Annotated in this window: 15 protein-coding genes; 2 read left to right on the top strand and 13 right to left on the bottom strand. The window is 68.7% G+C overall.

Features of this window, described 5'->3' with window-relative positions:
- Positions 1-17: 17 nt before the first annotated feature.
- From JHD63_RS06855 to JHD63_RS06800, 13 genes are all read right to left on the bottom strand, one after another.
- Positions 18-893 carry a branched-chain amino acid ABC transporter permease gene (locus JHD63_RS06855; protein WP_198970002.1) on the bottom strand — a complete coding sequence of 292 codons (876 nt, stop codon included), beginning with the start codon at positions 891-893 and terminating at the stop codon, positions 18-20.
- Positions 894-971: 78 nt separating this feature from the next.
- A complete protein-coding gene (locus tag JHD63_RS06850) occupies positions 972-2198 on the bottom strand; it encodes an ABC transporter substrate-binding protein (protein WP_198970000.1) in 1227 nt (408 codons plus the stop codon).
- Positions 2199-2501: 303 nt separating this feature from the next.
- Entirely contained in the window at positions 2502-3326 is an 825-nt protein-coding gene (locus tag JHD63_RS06845) for an HDOD domain-containing protein (RefSeq protein ID WP_198969999.1), read from the bottom strand.
- An 84-nt stretch (positions 3327-3410) separates the two neighbouring features.
- Positions 3411-5795, bottom strand: a complete 2385-nt coding sequence (locus JHD63_RS06840; protein ID WP_198969998.1) for a Tex family protein — start codon at positions 5793-5795, stop codon at positions 3411-3413.
- 176 nt (positions 5796-5971) lie between these two features.
- The gene (locus JHD63_RS06835; RefSeq protein WP_198969996.1) at positions 5972-8077 is read right to left on the bottom strand and encodes a S8 family peptidase; all 2106 of its coding nucleotides are present in this window, start codon (positions 8075-8077) and stop codon (positions 5972-5974) included.
- Positions 8078-9028 (bottom strand): FHA domain-containing protein, encoded by a 951-nt coding sequence (locus JHD63_RS06830; RefSeq protein ID WP_198969994.1) that lies wholly within the window; start codon positions 9026-9028, stop codon positions 8078-8080.
- Positions 9029-9088: 60 nt separating this feature from the next.
- Complete coding sequence (locus JHD63_RS06825; RefSeq protein WP_198969993.1) at positions 9089-11287, bottom strand: TOMM precursor leader peptide-binding protein; 2199 nt, start codon at positions 11285-11287, stop codon at positions 9089-9091.
- Positions 11280-12077: a class I SAM-dependent methyltransferase gene (locus tag JHD63_RS06820; protein WP_198969992.1), complete on the bottom strand. Its 798-nt coding sequence runs from the start codon at positions 12075-12077 to the stop codon at positions 11280-11282. Before JHD63_RS06820 ends, JHD63_RS06825 begins: the two co-directional genes overlap by 8 nt.
- Before the next feature lie 61 nt (positions 12078-12138).
- A complete protein-coding gene (locus tag JHD63_RS06815; RefSeq protein ID WP_198969991.1) occupies positions 12139-12927 on the bottom strand; it encodes a BMA_0021/BMA_0022 family TOMM bacteriocin in 789 nt (262 codons plus the stop codon).
- 17 nt (positions 12928-12944) lie between these two features.
- Positions 12945-16970 carry a TOMM system kinase/cyclase fusion protein gene (locus JHD63_RS06810; protein ID WP_198969990.1) on the bottom strand — a complete coding sequence of 1342 codons (4026 nt, stop codon included), beginning with the start codon at positions 16968-16970 and terminating at the stop codon, positions 12945-12947.
- A 115-nt stretch (positions 16971-17085) separates the two neighbouring features.
- Positions 17086-17802: an MgtC/SapB family protein gene (locus JHD63_RS06805; protein ID WP_198969989.1), complete on the bottom strand. Its 717-nt coding sequence runs from the start codon at positions 17800-17802 to the stop codon at positions 17086-17088.
- Between the two features lie 20 nt (positions 17803-17822).
- Positions 17823-17945 (bottom strand): hypothetical protein, encoded by a 123-nt coding sequence (locus tag JHD63_RS24540; RefSeq protein WP_255519254.1) that lies wholly within the window; start codon positions 17943-17945, stop codon positions 17823-17825.
- Positions 17926-18132: a hypothetical protein gene (locus tag JHD63_RS06800; RefSeq protein WP_198969988.1), complete on the bottom strand. Its 207-nt coding sequence runs from the start codon at positions 18130-18132 to the stop codon at positions 17926-17928. Before JHD63_RS06800 ends, JHD63_RS24540 begins: the two co-directional genes overlap by 20 nt.
- A gap of 382 nt (positions 18133-18514) precedes the next feature.
- Between JHD63_RS06800 and JHD63_RS06795 the strand changes: the two genes are divergently transcribed.
- Together JHD63_RS06795 and JHD63_RS06790 are read left to right on the top strand one after the other, a co-directional pair.
- Positions 18515-19102 (top strand): DUF2239 family protein, encoded by a 588-nt coding sequence (locus tag JHD63_RS06795; RefSeq protein WP_198969987.1) that lies wholly within the window; start codon positions 18515-18517, stop codon positions 19100-19102.
- Positions 19099-20478: an MATE family efflux transporter gene (locus tag JHD63_RS06790; RefSeq protein WP_198969986.1), complete on the top strand. Its 1380-nt coding sequence runs from the start codon at positions 19099-19101 to the stop codon at positions 20476-20478. The genes JHD63_RS06795 and JHD63_RS06790 overlap by 4 nt, the downstream gene beginning before the upstream one ends.
- The last annotated feature ends 58 nt before the right edge of the window (positions 20479-20536 follow it).

The following is a 20536-nucleotide window of genomic DNA, read 5'->3' as shown; positions in this document are numbered from 1 at the left end:
TTTCTCGGACACCGTGCTCACACCTTCTTGATCGCCGTCTTGCCGAACAGGCCGGCCGGGCGCACCGCCAGCACGATGAGCAGCAGCACCAGGCCGGGCACGTCCTTGTAGCCGGTGCTGAGGTAGAAGCCGGTGGTGGTCTCCGCGATGCCGAGGATGATGCCACCCAGCACGATGCCCATGCCGCTGGTCAGCCCGCCGATGATGGCGACGGCGAAGGCCTTGAGGCCGAGCACCGCCCCCATGGTGGCGCCGGTGAGCGTCAGCGGCGCGATCAGCACGCCGGCAAATGCGGCCGTCATCGACGACAGCGCATACGAGAAGGTGATGACGAGCCCGGTATTGATGCCCATCAGCTTGGCCGCATCGCGGTCATTGAAGGTGGCGACCACGGCCTTGCCGTAGATGGAGCGGCGGTTGAACAGCTCGACCGCCAGCATCATCAGGATCGCGCCGGCCACCACCAGGATCTCCATCGGCAGCACGTTGGCGTTGAGGAACTTGATCGGAGACTCCGGCAGCGGCGACGGGAACTTCAGGTCATCGCGCCCCCAGACGTTTTCCGCCACGTTCTTGAAGATGATGCCCAGCGCGATGGTGGACATGATCCAGCCGAACTCCGACCTGATCTTGATCGCCGGCCGCACCCCGATGCGCTCCACCACCGCGCCCTGGAGCGCCCCGAACAGGCACACCAGGGGAATCATCAGCCAGTAGTTCACGCCTGCGTTGACCAGGGTCAGGCCGACCAGCGCGCCCAGCATCAGGGCGTCGCCCTGGCCGAAATTGAGGGTATCGGAGGTGGCAAAGGTGAGCTGGTAGCCAAACGCGATGACGGCATAGATCATGCCCAGCGCAATGCCGCTGAAGATGAGTTGCGTGAGGATTTGCATGGCGGCTTTCGAAAGGCGTGGACCAAAAAATGCGCCGCCGCGGGAGTTCCCGGGGCGGCGCCGGCATGCAGGCCGCGCCTACTTCATCAGTGCATCATTGGCCGCGACATCCTTCAGGCGAACCTGGGACGCGCTCTTCTGGTCGTCGGCGCTGGCAAAGACCACACGGCCGCCCTTGACCTCGCCGAACACCGGGATGTTGGCGGTGATCGCCTCATGGTCGGTCTTGGAGAAAGGCTTGTTGTAGGTGGTCACCACGCCTTCCACCGGCGTCTGCAGGTCTTCCAGGGCCGCCTTGATCTTCGGCCCGTCGGTGCTGCCGGCCTGCTTGATGGCCGCTGCCAGCAGGTAGATCGAGTCGTAGCCCTGCGCTGCGGACACCGGCGAATCCATGCGGTTGTTCTTCGGCTTGAAGGTCGCGAGGAAGGCGTCGATGAAGGCCTTGCGCTTGGGCGTGGTCGGCTCCTGGATGAAGGTCTGCGGCATGCGCGCGCCGTCTCCGCCCGGACCCGCGTTGTCGATGAAGTTGGCCATGGCCAGCGTCCAGCTGCCGATGATCGGCACCTTCCAGCCCAGCTTGGTCATGCCATTGGCGATCTGGGCGAGTTCGGGGCCGATGCCGTAGGTCAGCACGGCCTCGGCGCCCGCCTCCTTGGCCTTGAGCAACTGGGCCGTCATGTCGACGTCCTTGATGTTGAACTTCTCCACGGCGACCGCCGTGATGCCCTTCCTCTTGAGCGCCTTCTCCAGGTCTTCCCGGCCGAGCTGGCCGTAGTTGGTGGAGTCGGCCAGTATGGCGACCTTCTTGAAGCCGCGGCGCACGATGGCCTCCTCCACGATCATCGGGGCCTGGATGCTGTCATGCGCGGCGTTGCGGAAGACGTAGTTGTCCGGGTCCTTGTCGAACTGGTGCGTGATGACGGAGCCCGTGGCCACGTTGTTCAGCACCGGAATCTTGGCGTCCTGGAAGAAGCGCTGCGATGCCAGTGCCACGCCGGTGTTGATGTAGCCCACCACGGCCACCACCTTCTCCTTGTTGATGAATTCCTGCGCGATCTGCACGCCGCGCTCGTTCTTGGCTTCATCGTCGCGTTCGATGAGCTGGATCTTGCGGCCGAGCACGCCGCCGGCCTTGTTGATCTCTTCGGTGGCCAGGCGCACGCCGTCGCGCATGCTGACGCCCATGGACGACGAGCCTCCGGTGAATGGCCCGTCCACCCCGATCTTGATCGGGTCGGCGGCGAAGGCGCCGGCCGAGAACGCGATGGCGCCGGCGACGGTCAGGAGCTTGAAACTGAACTGCATGGCACATGTCTCCGATGGTGGGGCTGGCAGCCGCGGCGTCATGCCGCAGCGCAGGCCTGGGCCAACATAGCCAGAAGTCACACGCTTGAAGAGAGTGACAACCCTAGGGCAACGCTGAACAAGTCCCTCGCGTGTCGCGCATCCCTGCTGTGGGCGGTCTGCGGCGTTGCAAATCCTCGCCATAGCTGCGGCTATGGCTGCGGTTTGCGCCTTGCATCCCATCCCACACCAGGGCGCGCGCCACCACGCGGACTTATTCAGCGTTACCCTAGGCGTGCCGGGGCGCAGCCAGGCAAATGGCACTCAGAGGAACGGGCCGGCCTCGGTGCTGCTCGTCCAGTCGATCGGGTCCTGCTGCAGCACCGCGTCGATGTCCAGCCCCAGGGCCAGCCCGACGAGGTCCGGGAAGCTGGTGGCGAGTTCGCGCTCTCCCAGCCCGGCCTCGCGGGCCCGGGCGCGCCAGGCGGCCAGGTGGATGATGCCGGCCAGCGGCTCGCAGGCCTCTTCGTCGAAGGGCGCATGCTGGTGCCCCAGCGCATCGACGATCTGCGCCGGGAACTGCCAGTTGCGGGCCAGGCCGGCGCTGACCTGTGCATAGCTGTAGCCGAAGACGCGATGCTCCACGCGGGCGCGGCGCAGGTCCAGCGGCGGCACCGAGGCGTCGAGCGCCAGCATCTTTTCGGGCATGCCGCTGTGCATCACCAGCTCGCCCACGGCATGGACCAGGCCCGCGGAGAAGGCCGTACCGAGGTTCTGGTGCACGAGGCCTGCCAGCGAGCGCGAGATCCTGGCGACGTCCAGGCTGTAGCGCCAGAACTGCTGCATGTTCATGCCCGGCACCGAGCGGAACGCGCCACCGAGCGAGGCGGTGCTGACCAGGCTGCGCACATGGGCCAGGCTCAGGATGGCCAGCGCCTCGGACACGCCGCCGATGCGCTGCGACGGCTGGAGAAAGGTCGAATTGGCCAGTTGCAGCACGCGGGCGGTGAGGCCGGGGTCCGTGCCGATGAGCTGGCTGATCTTGCGCAGGTCCGGCGCCTCTTGATCGAACTCGTTCAGCAGCAGCGCCACCACCTTGGGGATGCTGGGAATGGCCGTGGGCGAGGCCAGCAAAGCGTTCAGCTCCATGGAACCGCTCCTGGTGGCGGGGCGTTGGTCCGGGGCGCTGCCACCGAAAGCGCCCGGGTCATTACCGCCTCGCGCGCGGGCCGTTCATTTGCCCGGTCCGCGGTTCTGCAGCCGCGCGAAGGCCGACGCCATGGCGCCGCCGACCTGGGGCGCGGCCGGCGCCGGACGGCGCGGCTGGCTGCGGCCGGCAGCCTCGAAACGGTTCTCGCGGGGCGCGTCGCGGCGGGCGCCGGCGCCGCCGCCGTCGAGCTTCATGCTCAGGGCGATGCGCTTGCGCTCCACGTCGACCTCGACCACGCGCACCTTGACGATGTCGCCGGTCTTGACCACCTCGCGCGCGTCGTTGACGAACTTGTAGGCCAGCTGGCTCACGTGCACCAGCCCGTCCTGGTGCACGCCCAGGTCCACGAAGGCGCCGAACTGGGCGACGTTGCTCACCGTGCCCTCCAGCACCATGCCCTCGCGCAGGTCCTGGATGTCGTCCACGCCGTCGTTGAAGCGTGCCACCTTGAAGTCGGGGCGCGGGTCGCGGCCGGGCTTCTCCAGCTCGGACAGGATGTCCCTGACCGTGATGACGCCGAAGCGCTCATTGGCGAACAGCTCGGGCCGCAGGGTCTTGAGCATGTCGGCCCGCCCCATGACCGAGGCCACCGGCTGGCCGATGCGGGCGATGATCTGCTCGACCACCGGATAGGTCTCGGGGTGCACGCCGGTCATGTCCAGCGGGTTGTCGCCGCCGCGGATGCGCAGGAAGCCCGCGCTCTGCTCGAAGGTCTTGGCGCCCAGGCCGGTGACGGCCAGCAACTGCTGGCGGTTGGCGAAGGCGCCGTTGGCTTCGCGCCAGCGCACCACGGACTTGGCCACGCTGCCCGACAGGCCCGACACCCGGGCCAGCAGCGGCGCGCTGGCGGTATTGAGGTCCACGCCGACGGCGTTGACGCAGTCTTCCACCACGGCGTCCAGCGTGCGCGCCAGTTCGCTCTGGTTGACGTCGTGCTGGTACTGCCCGACGCCGATGCTCTTGGGGTCGATCTTGACCAGTTCGGCCAGCGGGTCCTGCAGGCGGCGGGCGATGCTGGCGGCACCGCGCAGGCTCACGTCCACGTCGGGCATCTCCTGGCTGGCGAACTCGCTGGCGGAGTAGACCGATGCGCCGGCCTCGCTCACCACGACCTTCTCGATGCGGCGCTCGCTGGCCTTGGACAGCAGCTTGATCAGGTCGGCGGCCAGCTTGTCGGTTTCGCGGCTGGCCGTGCCGTTGCCGATGGCGATCAGGTCCACGCCGTGCTTCTCGCACAGCCTGCCCAGCGTATGCAGCGCGCCGTCCCAGTCCCTGCGCGGCTCGTGCGGGAAGACGGTGGCGGTATCCACCAGCTTGCCGGTGGCGTCCACCACGGCCACCTTGACGCCGGTGCGGATGCCCGGATCCAGGCCCATGACGGTGCGCGGGCCGGCCGGCGCGGCCAGCAGCAGGTCGCGCAGGTTGTCGGCGAAGACCTTGATGGCGACCCGCTCGGCGTCTTCGCGCAGCCGGGCGAACAGGTCGCGCTCGGTGGACAGGCTGAGCTTGACGCGCCAGGTCCAGGCCACGCACTTGCGCAGCAGCTCGTCGGCCGCGCGCCCGGCGTGGCTCCAGCCCAGGTGCTGGGCGATGCGGCCTTCGGCCAGCGAGGGCGGCGCGCCGCGGCCGGTGGCGGGCGCGTCCTCCACCGTGGGGGTGACCAGCCTGGCTTCCAGGATGCCCAGCGTGCGGCCCCGGAACACGGCCAGCGCGCGGTGCGAGGGCACGCGGGCGATCGGCTCGTCGTACTCGAAGTAGTCGCGGAACTTGGCGACGTCGGGGTTCTGTTCGTCCTTGCCTTCGACCTTCCTGCTCTGCAGCAGGCCTTCGGCCCAGAGCCATTCGCGCAGGCCCTGCACCAGGGCAGCGTCTTCGGCCCAGCGCTCGGACAGGATGTCGCGCACGCCGTCCAGCACGGCCGGCACGGTGGAGAAATCCGCGCCAGGCTTGCCGTCGTCCAGCACTTCGGGCGGGCGGGTGAAGGCCACGGCTTCCACGGCCGGGTCCAGCGTCGGGTCGTCCAACAGCTTGTCGGCCAGCGGCTCGATGCCGAATTCGCGCGCGATCTGGCCCTTTGTGCGGCGCTTCTGCTTGTAGGGCAGGTAGAGGTCTTCCAGCTCCTGCTTGGTGGGCGCGGCCTCGATGGCCGCGCGCAGGGCCGGGGTGAGCTTGCCTTGTTCGTCGATGCTTTTCAGCACCGACTCGCGGCGCTCCTCCAGCTCGCGCAGGTAGGACAGGCGGGCTTCCACCTCGCGTAGCTGGATGTCGTCCAGGCCGCCCGTGGCCTCCTTGCGATAGCGGGCGATGAAGGGCACGGTGGCCCCGCCATCGAGCAGCTCGACGGCGGTGCGCACCTGCTGCTCGGTCACGCGGATTTCGGAAGCGATCTGGCGAAGAATTTTCTGCATGTCTCGGCGCGCGGCCAGGGGACCGGCGAGGGAAGGTGAACGCGAAAAAGGACAGGAGCGGGCGAGTGTGCCATAGCCCGGGCCGCCTGGCGGCGGCATCGTTTTGCTACAAAATATATAGCATACAGCCCAAATAAAACCTGGGCTTCAAGGACTTTTTTCTTGAAAACGCTCGATCAGCCCGCCTCGCTCGGGGTTCGGAGACGGATCGGGCGCAGGCCAGGGTGACGGGCCCGGACGCGCTCGTAGCAATCGGCCACGCCGGGCGCTTGCAGGCTGACGGCCAGGACGCATTCGAGAACAGGGGCCGCTCCGGCCGGAATGGCGTCCGCGGCCATGCCCGCCCAGTAGCCCACGTCGAACACCGGCCGGTCGAGGCCCGCGCCGCCCCGCCAGCGCTGGCGGTGCAGGACCAGGCCCGATTCGGGCGCCGCAGCGGGCGCATCGAGGAAGAACGGACTGGCGCGCAGGTCGCCCCGCCCCGCCAGCGGCCGGAAGCTGATCTCCGCTCCCGGACCGGCGCGCTCCCTGGCGTGCTCCGGCCCCAGGCTGACTCCGGCGCAGAAGCTGGCCGTGATGCAGAGGGTGTCGGCCGGCAGCCAGGGGATGGAGAAGCGCCAGCACTCACCCGCGGCAATGGCGGCGCGGAACAGCACGGTGACGCCGTCGGGAGCGCATGCCAGCAGGGCCGCCCCGTCGTCCGTGAAGCGGCCCCAGCCGGTCTCGGCCGTTGCCCCGTCCGGATGCGGCGCCGCATGGTGGATGAGCAAGGTCTTCAGGGCCAGCGCGGACAGCCGGTCGGCGGCGCGGGCCGCCAGCTCGGCCGCCGCGCGCAGCACCAGGGGCGCGGCGAAGCTGGTGCCCGCCAGCCCGACGACGGCGCGCTGGAAGGGGCTGTACAGCGCCAGCAGTTCCTGCCGGGAGCCGCCGAAAGCCAGGCCGTCGGGTTTGAGCGGCCCGGCTCCGCGCCCGGGTCCGCAGCAACTGTAGGACGCGCGTTGCCATGCCGCACCACTGCGGTCGCAGGCGCCCACGGTGAGGGCATTGGCCATGTCGCCCGGCGGCTGGATGCGGCGGGCGTCGCCCGCTTCGCCATCGTTGCCGGCGGCGACGGTCAGCAGGATGTCGTGGCGCGCGCAGGTCTGCTCCAGCACCGCCGTCCAGACGTGCGCCTCATCGTCCTGGATCGGCATGCGCGGGCCCAGGCTGATGTTGGCGAAGCGGTGGCGGCCTACCTGCAGTTCGCGCTGGATGCGCAGCAGGACGTCGAACAGATCGGGGTCCTGGTACGAGTCCGGGGTGAGTACGCGGTAGTGGTCCACCCCCATCACCGGGCGCCGGAACGCGGCGCCCTGGCCCGCCTGACCGAACAGGAAGGCGGAAGTGACCTCCGTGCCGTGCATGAGGAACGCGCGCGCCGTGGCGGCCGTCTCGGGGTAGGCATGCTCGCGCGCCCAAGGCCCCATGTCGGCCACGCCCAGCCCGCCGTCGAAGATCGCGGCCCGCTCGCACGGGCTCGGCGGCGCGGCGAATGGCGGCGGCGCTGCGGGCCTGCGCAGCGTGCGGCGTGGCAGCGGTGGGACGCGCGCCTGCAGGGCCCGGGCCCGCCTGGCCAGTCGCAGGAAGCCGAAATCGGCCACGGCCAGCACCTGGGCCGCGGTGGCGACCACGCGCAGGAAGGTCAGGCCACCCGCGCGGATCTGACGCTCCGGGTCCGGCTGAATACCGTGTTGCAGGCAGAGCGCATGGAAGGCCGCAAGCGTGTCTGCGTCGCCCTCGCCCGCATGCAGGACCAGCTCGAAGACTCCGGGCTTGCCGGCCTCGGGCATCTCGCCCCGGAGCTTGTCTTGCGCCGTGGGCCAGTGCACATGCTCGACGGCATGGCGCGCCGGGTGTGCGCCGGACTCCAGCAGCGCCTCCCATCGGCAGACCGCCGGCTCGCCGCCTGCGACGAAGATCGTCAGTGCTGCGCCGCCGGCTGGCAGGGGCGCCATGCGGCTGCCGATCTCCCTCAGGCCGGCACGACGCAGGGATTCGAGCGTGAGATGGGCCGCCTCCCGGCGCGCCGGCGGCAGCCGTGCCTCGAAGACCGCTTCCCCTTGCACCAGGGCGTGCACAGGGGCGACCCGCCACTGGCGGCGCATTTCGCGGATCGAATCGAGCAGGCCCGGCGCGTCCGGCAGGCCGCCGCGGCAAGCGGCCTGCTCGGCATTGCGCTGCGGCGCGCGGCCCTGCTGCGCCAGCCTTTCGCCCTCGCCGAGCAAGAGCCCTCCGGCGGCCATCTAGCGCAGCCCACCCTCGTAGACCGTGCCCTTTCTGACGGTGAAGGCATAGCCCCCGAAGCGGATCTCGCCACGCCGGCGCTCGACCAGCGGCGGCAGCGGGCCCGGCTGCGGCAGGGCATTGCTGAGTTGGTGCTTGACCCGGAAGATCTGGATGTTGACGTACGACGGATCGACGTCGAGCATGCGCGAGAGTTCCTCCAGCGCAATCCATCCCTGGCTCTGCGCATCCAGGCCCCTGACCGCGTCCTGCAGGCGCAGCCGCGCCAGTGTGGCCAGGGTGTAGTGGTGGATGCGCTCCCCCAGCGGTATCGATTCGCTTCCCAGCACCAGATTGAGCCGGGTGTGCTCTTCGTTCTGGCTGACTTCGAAGTGCAAGGTCAGCTCCGAAAGATCGAGCCCTGCGCCTGCGGCCTGGGTTTCCTTCGTGGACTCCACATCGGCGCACAGCACGAACTCCCAGGCGTTGCCCGAGGTCTGCACCGTGGCGCCATCGGCCAGGTGGTCCAGGCCGCCGATGTGCTCCAGCATCCAGTGCCCATCGAGCACGTAGATGCTGAGCTCGGGCTGCGCGGCAGTGGGCAGAAGGTTGCCCTGCGGACTGAGGGCTATGGCACTGCCGCGCCCGTCGCGCGGAAAGAGACAGGTGGCCGGCGGGCTCAGGTCATTGACCGTCCAGATCGCACCCATGCTGGCACTGAGGCATATTTCCATGCCCAGCGCCAGAGGCGTCCAGTGGCCGGTGGGCAGACGCCGGCCACTGACCAGCGTCCCATTGCGGCTCTGGTCGATGATCTCCCAGCGGTTCTGGTTCCAGCGTACCAGCGCATGGATCTTCGACACGTCCGCCGCCGGTATGACGGTCTGGCATGCCGAGGGGTGACGTCCGAACGCATGGATCGGGCGCAGCATGACGCCGCTGTCGGAGTGCTTGTTCCAGAAAATTGCCATGAAGTCGTCTTGCCCTCGCGCAGTTCCATCGCCGCCATCCTGACGGCACGGAGCACCCGCTCAGACATACAGTCCTTGGGGATTCAGTTCTTCTTCGACCAGGGGCCGATCGCGCCAACCCATCGTGACCGGCACCTGGTAGAGCCGCGGGTTCGCCCGCTCGGGCCAGATATGGCACAGGCCCGGCACCACCATTTTCACGCAATGCAGCGCAATGTCCGGCCGGCTGTAGTCCAGCGCCAGGACCTCCATCCCGAGTGCCCGGGCCGCACGCACGCAGGCGCCGATCTCGTCCGCGATATCGGAGGACTGCGCACACTCCGATCGAAGGCGTGGCGTGGCGCCGGCAGCTGCCGCGCCGAGCAGGAATGCAGAATGGGCGTCTGCCACGGCGAACTGCTTGCCCGCGGCGACCAGTTGGCAGATCTCCGTCAGGGCCCGCTCGCACGCGACCGCCGCGTCCAGGCTGCAGCCGAATCCGACGGCCCACGCGCCACTGTGCTGGTGGTGCCCGACGGCCGCTGCCACCGGGATGCCGAAGTCATGGCGGATGTCCATGACCCAATGGCGCCATGCGGGCCCGAGCGTGCGGCCCACCCGCGCGCGGAATTCAGGCCGCAGCCCATCGAGATCCACACGCGGCCTCGCAAGCTGGTTGTACCACCAGATGGCCGCCGCATCGCGCTCCACCAGTTCGAGCAGGCCTTGCAGGATCGCCTCCTCGAGGGTGTTTCCGGCGGCACAGCCGTTCGACGTCCATCCGGCATGGCGTGTGCTGTGCGCCGGCGCATGGGCATAGCAATAGCCCAGGGGCAGATAGCACCTCGCTTGGTGGGTCAGGGACCAGGCGGGTGCCCATGACATCGTCTCGCCGGGTTCTGGCGCCACTGGCGCCTGCAGCAGCGTGCCGGCGCTCAGCCTGCGCGCCTCGCCGGTTTCGTGCTGACGTGCGCTGAAGTACGCCAGCGCCTGCGGCGGTATGCAGCGGGCATCCAGCTCCTCCGCCGCGGCGGTGACGAGCGCCTCGTCGCCCTGGTAGAAGGCCGCGTAGCGCTCTATCGCCTCGCACATGGCACTGGCACGGGACTGTTCTGCGGACATGCCTTTGCCCAGGCACCACTGCAACCAGGACTCCGGCGGCGGCGCAGCACCCTCGCTCAACGGGGTTCTGAAAATGCCGCTGCGATACACGCGCAAGCCGTCGCCGTCCTCTTCTCCGAGAGGCGCGACCTCGGTGATGGCGCCGCACAAGGCGCTCAACTCGGGCAGCAGTCGCTGCACGGTGTCGGCAGCCGGCATGCTGCGAGAGCCGCCATCGCGCTGGCGCAAGCGCAGGCAGGAGGCCGGCACGACGGGGCGCCGCTGCTGCTCGGCCAGCAAGCCCGGGTTGCCGCAACGCGCGCACTGCGGCCGCGCCGTGACGGCATGTACCCTTGGCGTGCCGACCGGATCGCCGGAGTCGGGCGGTGTGAACAGCAGGCCGTGCCTGCTGCCCGCCAGCACTTCCTGCAGACAGGGTTGCAGCGTGCGCCACCTGCCCTGCAGGAGCGCAGGGCCGTGGCGCACCGGCAGTGCCGGCACAGGGCCGCCGCTGTGCGCCTGCCACCAGGCGCGCGCCGGCTGGTTGCGCATCAGCCGGTGCGCCAGGCAGTGCCAGCATGCAGCCCCCGGCACGCGTGGTTTGAACAGCGGGCCGAGCATGGCCTGCTCTCCGGCGGGCCGGACCAGCAGCCAGGCGCGGCCCATGGCCGTTTGCTCGGTGTCGATCCGTTCGAGCCGCGTGTCGAGATAGTCGTCGCAGAAGACGAACGTGAGGCTGCCGCGGCCGGGTTGCGCCTCGTATGCCGAAGACGCCCAGTTCGCGGCATCGGCGGCATCGATCAACTCCGACAGCACGATGGCATCGGCGCCATGCGCGAGGGATGTGCGGACGAACGGCCGGGAAAAGTCCGGCGTGTGGTAGTTTTCGCCGCAAAGCCCCGCCGCGGGCTGGACGAAACCCTGCCGCAGCAGACCGTCGAGCGCATGCAGCATTCCAGCGAGCAGGCCCGCCGCACTCTCGTGGCTCCTGCAATACGACTCCAGGCTATCGCCCCGAGCAAGAACCTGCGCGAGTGCGAGCACGATTGGCGAATCGAACCGATAGGCCCCGGTCTCGCCAATCAGTTGCAGCCAGCCCGGCCCCGTCGCCGGCGGCAGATAGCGGCCATGCCACCGGAAAATGCCGCCGTAGAGATCCGTCCAGGCGCCCCTATCCATCGCCTTCCTTGCCCAGGCCAAGACTCAGCACCGTGTAGGGCCAACGGCGCCGCACCGCCTGGAATGCCGCCTCGAAGAGCCGATGCTGGTTCGAAAATGAAGAGAACGGATGTTCCTCCGAGAGAATCCGCATCGAGCGGTGCAGCCGGGCGATCTCCCCAGCCGTGTCGAAGCCGCATACCACCGGCAAGCGCATTCCGCCGACGTCCATGGGCAGATGCACGAGATCGGAGTGCACATAGTCCAGCACCAATCGCCCCATGCTGCGGCTCTGCTGCAGACGTTCGGCCAGACCTTGCAGCAGCGTTTCCAGCGGCGCCTTGGCGAGGTAGGGACACACCCCTTCCATGAGGAGGAGCACCGGCCTGCCGGGCCGCAGGCCGACCTGTTCCAACCATGCCGGCTCCAGAATCGAGCAGCTGAGATTGCGCCCCGCGCTCGGCGCATCCATGTAGCGCTCGCGCAGGTGTATGGCTTCGGGGAGGTCGATGTTCACCCAGTCCGCGGCCTGGCTGCCGGGAAGGCTCGCAAGGATGCGGCTCCTGCGCGTGCAAAGGCCGGCGCCCAGCGTGATGGCCATGCCCTGCGGATGGGACAGGAAGAACTCGGCGGCGAGCCGGTCGAACAGCGCCGCCCGCAACGCCGTGCCCCGAACAAAGGCCGCGTCTTGCGCATAGCCCGAGACATCGAGCGGCAGTCTGGAAACGATCTGCTGCGCCAGCGGATCGGAAAAGCCGGTGTCGGGAGCGACCCTGTGCGCCGCGGCACGGGCCGACAGGGTCAACAGCATGGTCGCGGCGGCACCCTGCAGGGCAGGCCAGGGCACATCGCCAGCGCCCGCCGCAACGTCTTCAGCAGGTGAAGGGATAGGCGCTACCCGTGTTGTTGTACGAGGTCAGCGCGATCGGCCGCATATGCTCCACTGCCGGTGCCACGGGATAGTTGAGCACGATGGCGTTCTTGATCGGGCTGCCGTCATCGTTCGTCCGGTTCCACTCACCCGCCTCGGCATCCCAGGTGAATGCCGGGTTGGTGACGAACTTGACCTGGAAGTTGAACGGGTTGTTGTAGCCCAGCCATTGGCTCAGCACCGGCGCCGCGTCCGTATCCGTTTCGCCCGACCGGGTCAGTTGCTTGAGGAACTCCGGAGACTGCCACGCGAGCGTGACGGCCCGCAGCACCACACCGCCGAAAGCCAGCAGCGAATCGGTTCCGCCGCTGGGGATGCCCAGGCTGGTGGGCAAGGCGCCGCGCAGCACCGAGGTGGCGCCGTCGTCGAAGGTGGTCACCGATCCCATGAAGTCCGGGAACATCTGGTAGTAGGCAGCCAGTGCTTCGGTGGCCTTGGCCTTGGGGGCCTGCGGCAGCACCACGGAGAACCCGTCGTCCATTCCGATCCAGCCCGCCGTCAGTTCCGGCTTCCATTCGGTCTGCTCGGCCGGATCGGCGCTGCGGTTGAGGACGATGTCGAGATTGGGCCACCAAGTGTTCAAGCCGAAGTCGCGGTGCAGGATGGGCTGGATGTCCTTCTGCGCCAGCAGTTCTTCCTGGTAGGCAGGATCGTCCCAGGATCGCGCGATGGCACGCAGATAGGCCAGTCGAAATTCAAGTAGCGGTTCCCCGCCCTGGTGGATTGCCATGAAGAACTCCTCGGTGGTTAGGAAATGTAAGCATAGCTCGGATTCGAGTGCCATGTTTGCAAATCCGAGCGCACGGCAGCTATATCGCCCAGGCGCGCAGCGATCCTCTCCTGCCCGGGGTGGAGTGCCTGCAGCGCGCTCAGGGCGTCCCATTCGGTTTTCAGCTTTCCTCCTTCGCGGGCCAGGCGAGCGGCCAGCAGGAGGCTGGGGCTTATGGCGGCGGGACTGCTGCCAGCTTCCTGCAGATACTGCGCCTTGCGCAGGTGAAGCTCGGCACCATAGAGCCCTTCCTGCAGTTGCTCGGCCAACTGCAGACACTCATCGATGCGCTGGATCGCCTCCTTCCAACGGCCGCGCTCGGCCAGCACCTCGGCGGCCAGCGAGCGGTAGTAGGTCTGGCAATAGGCACAGCCCATCTGCCAAAGCTCCTGCAGCGCCTCGTCCGCCTGATCGATCTCTCCCAGCGCCCAGCAGCGTATGGCTTGCCCGTAGCCTGCGAATGCCGGGAGCCCATAGCGTGCCGTGAGATGCAGCAACTCGGCGGTGGACCGCAGCGCGGCCTGCTTGTCGCCCCGGTGCTGGTGGCCGACGCTTTGATAGAGCAGCGCCATGCCCAGCGAAGGAATGTGCGACAGCGCCCTCGCCCATCCAACGGCATTGGCCGCATCCATCTGCGCGAGCGCATGCTCGCCGGTGAACCACCGCACCAGCGCCCGACCCGCGGCAGCCCAGACCCGGGTGTCGAATCCGAAGTAGCTGGCGTGGTGCGCGTGCGCGCGGACCGAATAGCCTTCGATGGCCTGGGTCAGCACCCGCTCAGCGGCGTAGAAATTGCCGTCGGAATAGTGCGCCAGGCCCAGGTAGGTATGGGCCGCCACCCGCGCGCCGGTATCCTGGCGTTCGCCGGCCAGATCCAGCAGCCGGTAGCCCAAGTGCCGGACCTCTTGCCGGTGGCTGGCCACGTGGTGATAGGTGATCATGGCCCACAGGTGCTGGACTTCCTTCTCCGTGGCCACCGTGCCGGTCAGCAGCGACTCCGACAGGGCGATCCTCTCCTTCACCTGCGCATGCGCCCAGCCGTACTTGTTCATGAGCGCCTGGGTCACGTAGCCGTTGAGATCCAGGCGCGCCTCACGCTGGCCGACGCCCTCGAGCCGGTCGATCCAGCGGTCCACCACTTCGGCGTAGGCGATGGTCTCGTCGTTCAAGGCGCGGTGCTGCGTGATGCGCAACTGCTGGATGGCATGGGCCACGGCCTGTACATGGTCCCCGGCATCGGCGTAGTGCTGCGCGATGCTGCTGGGCTCTTTGGTCGCGCGCAGCGGGTACAGGCGCGCCAGGGTCTGGGCCACGATCCAGTGCTGCTGCCGGCGCTGCACCGCCAGCATGCATTCATACGCCGCATCGCGGATCAGCGCATGGCGGAAGATGAAACCCGCCGCGTCGGAATCGGCCGCGCGCACGATGAGCCCGGCATCGAGCAATGCGGCCAGGCCGTCGGCCACGGACTGCGGGGTCTTGCCGGAGCAGGACTGCAGCAGTTCGAGGTCGAATTCCCGGCCTATGGTGGCCGCGAGCTGCAGCAGCTCCTTCACCGGTCCGAGCCGGTCGAAGCGGCTGATCAGCGAGTCCCGGAGGGTGACGGGAACGTCGACCGGCCGCGCCGAACTCTTGAAGAACCACGCGCCGCCCTTGTCGACCAGGTAGGTGTCGCGCAGCATGCGCGTGAGTTCATGGACGAACAGCGGAACGCCGTCGGTGCGGCCCACGATGTTGTCGATGACGGCCGGGTCGACGGTGTTGGGTGCCAGCAATTGGCGCGCGATCTGCGCGGCCTGCGCGTCGTCCAGTCGTGCGATCGGCAGGTGCGCGGCCTGCAACGCGGGCGGGCAATCCCATCCGGTGCGCGCGCTCAGCACCAGCAGCATCCGGCTCCTGGACAAGGCGGCCGCGACATGCTCCAGCAGCTCGACCGTGGTGGGATCGACCCAGTGCAGATCTTCCACCACCACCAGCAAGGGCGCCGACTGCGCCTGATGGAGCAGCCACCGGGCGATCGACTGCAACAGCAACGCCTTTTGCAGCGCCGGTGATATCTGGCTTTCGGCATAGGGGCCGAGCGGCAGCGAAAGCCACGAGCAGAAGATCGGCAACACCCGGCGGGCATCGCAGCCGGCCGCGCTCAGGGCATCCTGCAGGCGGTCCCGGGCCTCATGCGCGGCAAGCCCGGGTGCCGTACCGTCATACTGCTGGCGCAGCAGAGGCAGGATCGGCGCCAGGGCATTGTTGCGGTACTCCGGCAGGCACTGGAAAGCCATGACGCGGTGACGGTCCTCTTCGAGGCGATCGCGCAACGTCTCGACCACACACGACTTGCCGATGCCCGCTTCGCCACTGAGCAGCACCGCGCTACCGGTACCCAGTTCGGCGCCTCGCCATTGCTGCAACAGTTGCTCGAGCTCGCGCTCACGCCCGATGCACTTGCGCGATGGCAGCCTGCTCCTGCCGGGCAGCGTGGCCGTGGCGGCGAGGGACAGGTACTCGCCGCTCAGGCGATAGGTCCGAATGGGCAAACAGGAAGCCGGCATCCGCAGCGCATCGGCCTCTTCCCCATTGGCGAAACTGCGCAGCAACTGGTAGCAGCTCTCGCTGGCCAGAATGGCGCCCGCCGGCGCCTCGCTTTCCAGCCGCATGGCGATGTTCACGGCGTGGCCGGAGGGCGTTTCGCCGCCAGAGACCACCACCATCCCGGTGTGCAGCCCCATGCGCACCACCAGGTGCGCGCCCTCCTCCTCCTTGATCGCCGCGGTCCTGCGACGGCCCAGGTCGGCCAGTTCCAGCGCGGTCATGCCGGCCTGGCGCGCATCGGCATCGGAGGTCCGCGGGTAGCCGAACAGCACCAGCATCCGCCCTCCGAGCGATCCCGCCAGCACGCCGCCGCGCCGCGTGGCGGCGTCCGCGAACAGGCTGAATTCCTGCCGTTGCATCAGCTCAAGGTCTTCTATGTCCGAAATAGGCATGCCATGGTCGTCTGCTGTCGGCCAGATGGAGACGCTGCAGCACAGAACCGTGACCTGCCGCTTCTCGGAGAAGCTGCGCTTGGTGATCACCGTCTGGGCCAGGTATTCGTGCGACGGCGCACGGTCCGCATCCAGCGTGCCGACCAGGTCATCCAGGCGGATTCGCCCCAGCTCCAGCAGCAGCGCCTCGGCCGAGGCGCTGCGCTCGGCGGTCCGTTTCTTGAGCGCGCGGCGCAGCAGGCTCGCCAGAGGGTGGCCGGCGATCTCCGGCGGCAGCGGCACCTCCTGGCTGCTCAACTGCTGGTGGAAGATCTCGGCGGCCGACGTGCCCTTCATCACCGGCGCGCCGGTCAGGCACTCGAGGAACATCAGGCCCCAGGCGTACAGGTCCGACTGCACGCTGGGCAGTTCCCCGCGCAGTTGCTCGGGCGCACTGTAGGAAGGCGTCCCGAGGCATTCGTCGGTCATGGTCAGGGACGAGAACTGGGCGTCGCGCGCCTGCGGCACCACCGTGCTGACGCCGAAATCCAGCACCTTGGCGTGGGTGATCGCGCCGGTGGACATGAGCATCACGTTGTCCGGCTTCAAGTCCCGATGGACGATGCCCATCTTGTGGGCGCAGTCCAGCGCGTCCAGAACCTCGGCCATGATGCGCGCCGCCTCCACCGGGGTCAGAGCGCCATTGCGCTGTATCAGGCTCTTGAGCGTTTCGCCGGGCACATATTCGAAGACACCGTACACGTACGGCCCCTGCCGCCCCTTGTCGAGCAACTGGACGATGTGGGGATGCCGCAGCCTGGCGCACAGTTCCGTTTCGCGGTGAAAGCGGGCGATGCGGCGCATGTCCTCGGACAGCTTCACGACCTTGACCGCGACCATCGCGCCGGTCTTGCGCTGTCGGGCCAGGAACACCGTGCCATAGCCTCCCGCGCCCAGAGGTTCGCGCAGTTCGTACTCGCGAATGTCCAGTTGCTCCTGCCCAAGCGCATGGGTGGTGGCTGGAACGGCGGTAGCGTGCCGCATGCATGCCCCTTTGCGTGAATCCAAATTCTCTGCCCTGCTCTCAGGAACAGTGTAGCGTCTGGTGCCAGGCAAGCCTACATGTCGCATGACCCTTCAAGGCAGGGGCCGCCGCCGCTCACTCCTCCGCGCTGGAGTCCCAGAAGGCGTGCGAGACGCCGGGCTGCGCCTGGAGCGCAGCAGTGACGCGGTCCAGCTCGGAAGAGTCCACGGCGGTGGCGTACAGGGTGGCCTGGATCTCGGCGTCGGTCTGGCCGAAGGCATGCTGCTCCACTTCACGCACCGGGTACTGCGCCGCCTCCAGCAGTTCGACGATCTTCTCGCGCAGCTCCGCCTGCGCATCGCGCCGGCAGACCACGTAGACCCGGTAGGTCGCCTCGCTCGCTTCCTCGTCCACGGGGCGGCGGTTGATGCGGTTGACCACCGGCCGCAGCAGCGTGTTGCTGGCCAGCACGAACAGCGCCGCAATCAACGCTTCGCCAATCAGATCGGCCCCGGCGCAGGCGCCGACCGCGGCCGATCCCCACAGCGTCGCGGCGGTGTTGAGGCCGGTGACGTTGGCGCCCTCCTTCATGATCGCCCCGGCGCCGAGGAAGCCGATGCCCGACACGACATAGGCCACCACGCGCACCGCGCCGTCGTGGCCGCTCATGCGGTTGGCCATGTCGACGAACACCGCCGCGCCGACGGCGACCAGGGTGTTGGTGCGCAGTCCGGCGGTGCGCTGGCGCACCTGGCGCTCCAGGCCGATCAGGCTGCCCAGCACGAACGCGGTCGTCAGGCTGACGAAGGTGTCGAGCAGCGAGGCCAGGTTGAGGTTCCTGATTGCTTCCATGGTCGTCTCTTGCGTCAGGATCAACCGATGCGCCGGGCCGCGGCACCGGGCTCGTCGAGCGGCGGACGCACCAGGTCCACGCGGTGGCCGGCGGCCGTCGCGCCCAGGGCGCGGCACAGGCCGTCAGTGTTGCGGATCTTCATGACGCTTCCAGGTCAGCAGAAAGCCGCGAATGCGGCGGGAGGACCAGGCGGCATCGCCGTCCACGGACTGCACGAACGCGAGCGCGGCAGCGTCATGGGGCGGCAGCGCCGAAGACGGCGCAGCGACGGGCGCATGCGCAGCGTGTGCGCCCGGGCGCACAGCAAGGTCGGGACGCGTAATGGACATGGCCGGACTCCTCGGAAGCGGAAGCCCCATGCAAGGACACAGGCAGGCCGGAACGGGCGCGGGCTGGCGCGGCCCCGTCACGGGCAGGAGAAACGGCGATGGAGCCGATCCGCGCGGCAGGCGCGGACGCGGGAGGCTGGCGGCGGATCGGCTGGCGAGCCGCCCGGGTGCGGGTGGATCAGTCGGCCGGGCGCGCAACCGCCGTCACGGCGGGCTTCGCGTCGCTACAACAACTGGCACTGTCCACGCACGGGGCTCCAAAGTGAAAGTGCGCGGATTGTTGCACCGCAACGCGAAGTCGGTCAACCCAAGACCCTGATGAAGACGCATGGTGCGCGATATTTGACCCGGGTATAATGCAAAAAACCACGCCAACATCTCCATGCCGCATTCCGCCCCCCCTTCATCCGCGGCGGCCGGGCCCGCCACGGGCACCTGCACCGCCTTTCTGGGCTTCCACTGCATCGCTTCAGGCCAAAGGCCGGACGTGGCCGCACGGCTCGCTACCCTGGCTCCGCCCGACCCGGGTCAGGTGCTGGTGTTCGACGATGACAGCGGGCAACTGATCGATCTGCAGGTGCCTGGCCTGCCGGCGCCCGCTGCGGCCGAGGCGCCGTCACGGCCGCGCGGCCGGCCGCGCCTGGGCGTGGTGGCGCGCGAAGTGACGCTGCTGCCGGACCAGTGGGACTGGCTCTCGCGCCAGCCCGGCGGCGCCTCGGTGACGCTGCGGCGGCTGGTGCTGCAGGCGCGCCGTGTCGAAGGCGGGCGCGGCCAGGTGCGGGCCGCGCAGGAGGCGGCCTACCGCTTCATGACCGCGATCGGCGGCAACCTGCCGGGCTACGAGGAAGCCCTGCGCGCCCTGTTCGCGCAGGACCAGTCGCGCTTCGAGCTGCTGACCCGCGCCTGGCCCGAGGACGTGCGCCGCTACGCGCACGCCCTGGCCGCCGGCGCGTGGGAGGCCAGCCGATGAGCAGCGCCGCCCCGCCCCGCGGCGCCCCCGCGCCGGACGCCCCGCTGTGGGCGGTGTTCGCGCGCTTCCTCGGCCCGATGCTGTTGAGCAACATCCTGCAGTCGCTCTCGGGCACGCTGAACAACGTCTACATCGGCCAGATGCTGGGCGTGCGCTCCATGGCCGCCGTGGCCGGCTTCTTCCCGGTGCTGTTCTTCCTGATCTCCTTCAGCATCGGCCTGGGGGCCGGCGCGTCGGTGCTGATCGGGCAGGCCTGGGGCGCGCGCGACACGGCGCGGGCCAAGGCGGTGGCCGGCACCACGCTGGGCGCGGGCATCGCCCTGGGCCTGTTCGCCGCCGTGTTCGGCGGCACGCTCACCCGCCCGCTGCTGGTGGCGCTGGGCACGCCGGCCGACATCCTGCCCGAGGCCACCGCCTACGCGCGCATCATGCTGATCGCCATGCCCGGCTTGTTCGTGTTCCTGCTGGCCACGGCCATGCTGCGCGGCGTGGGCGACACCGTCACGCCGCTGCTGACGCTGGGCATCTCCAGCGGCGTCGGCCTGTTGCTGACGCCCGCTCTGATCCGCGGCTGGGGCGGCCTGCCGCAACTGGGCGTGACCAGCGCCGCCTGGGCCACGGTGCTGGGCTTTCTGCTCTCCACCGCCTGGATGGCCTGGCGGCTGCGGCGGCGCAGGAGCCCGCTGGCGCCCGATGCCGAGCTGCTGCGCCACATGCGCATCGATCCGCGCATCCTGAAGCAAGTGCTGCGCATCGGCATCCCGACCGGCGTGCAGATGGTGACCATCGCGCTGGCCGAGGTGGCGCTGCTGTGGATGGTCAACGGCTTTGGCTCGGAGGCCACGGCCGCCTACGGCGCGGTGAACCAGGTGGTGGCCTATGTGCAGTTCCCGGCGATCTCCATTGCGATTACCGCCTCCGTCCTGGGCGCGCAGTCGATCGGCGCGGGCCGGCCGGAGCGGCTGGGCGCCATCACGCGCACCGGGCTGTGGATGAACCTGGTGCTGACCGGCAGCCTGGTGCTGCTGGGCTACCTGTTCTCGCGCCGGCTGATGGGCTTTTTCATCACCAGCCCGCAGGTGATCGACCTGGCCCAGGGCCTGCTGCACATCATGCTCTGGAGCAGCATCATCTTCGGCATGGCCAGCGTGGTGGCCGGGGTGATGCGCGCCAGCGGCACGGTGCTGGTGCCCACCGGCATCGCCATCTTCTGCATCGCCGCGGTGGAGGTGCCGGTGGCCTGGGTGCTGTCGCGGCACATGGGCGTGGACGGCATCTGGATCGGCTACCCGGCCGCCTTCACCGCCATGCTGGTGCTGCAGTCGGCCTACTACCGGCTGGTCTGGCGCAAGAAGCGCCTGAAGCGAATAGCGTAGATGAATTGCTATTAAATATATAGCTATAAGCCCAGGAAATACCTGGGCTTCAGCCCTA

The sequence above is a fragment of the Xylophilus sp. ASV27 genome, assembly GCF_016428875.1.
GTDB lineage: Bacteria > Pseudomonadota > Gammaproteobacteria > Burkholderiales > Burkholderiaceae_C > Xylophilus.
The sequence above is the reverse complement of the archived record's forward strand: the minus strand, read 5'-3'. Positions and strand labels throughout refer to the sequence as shown.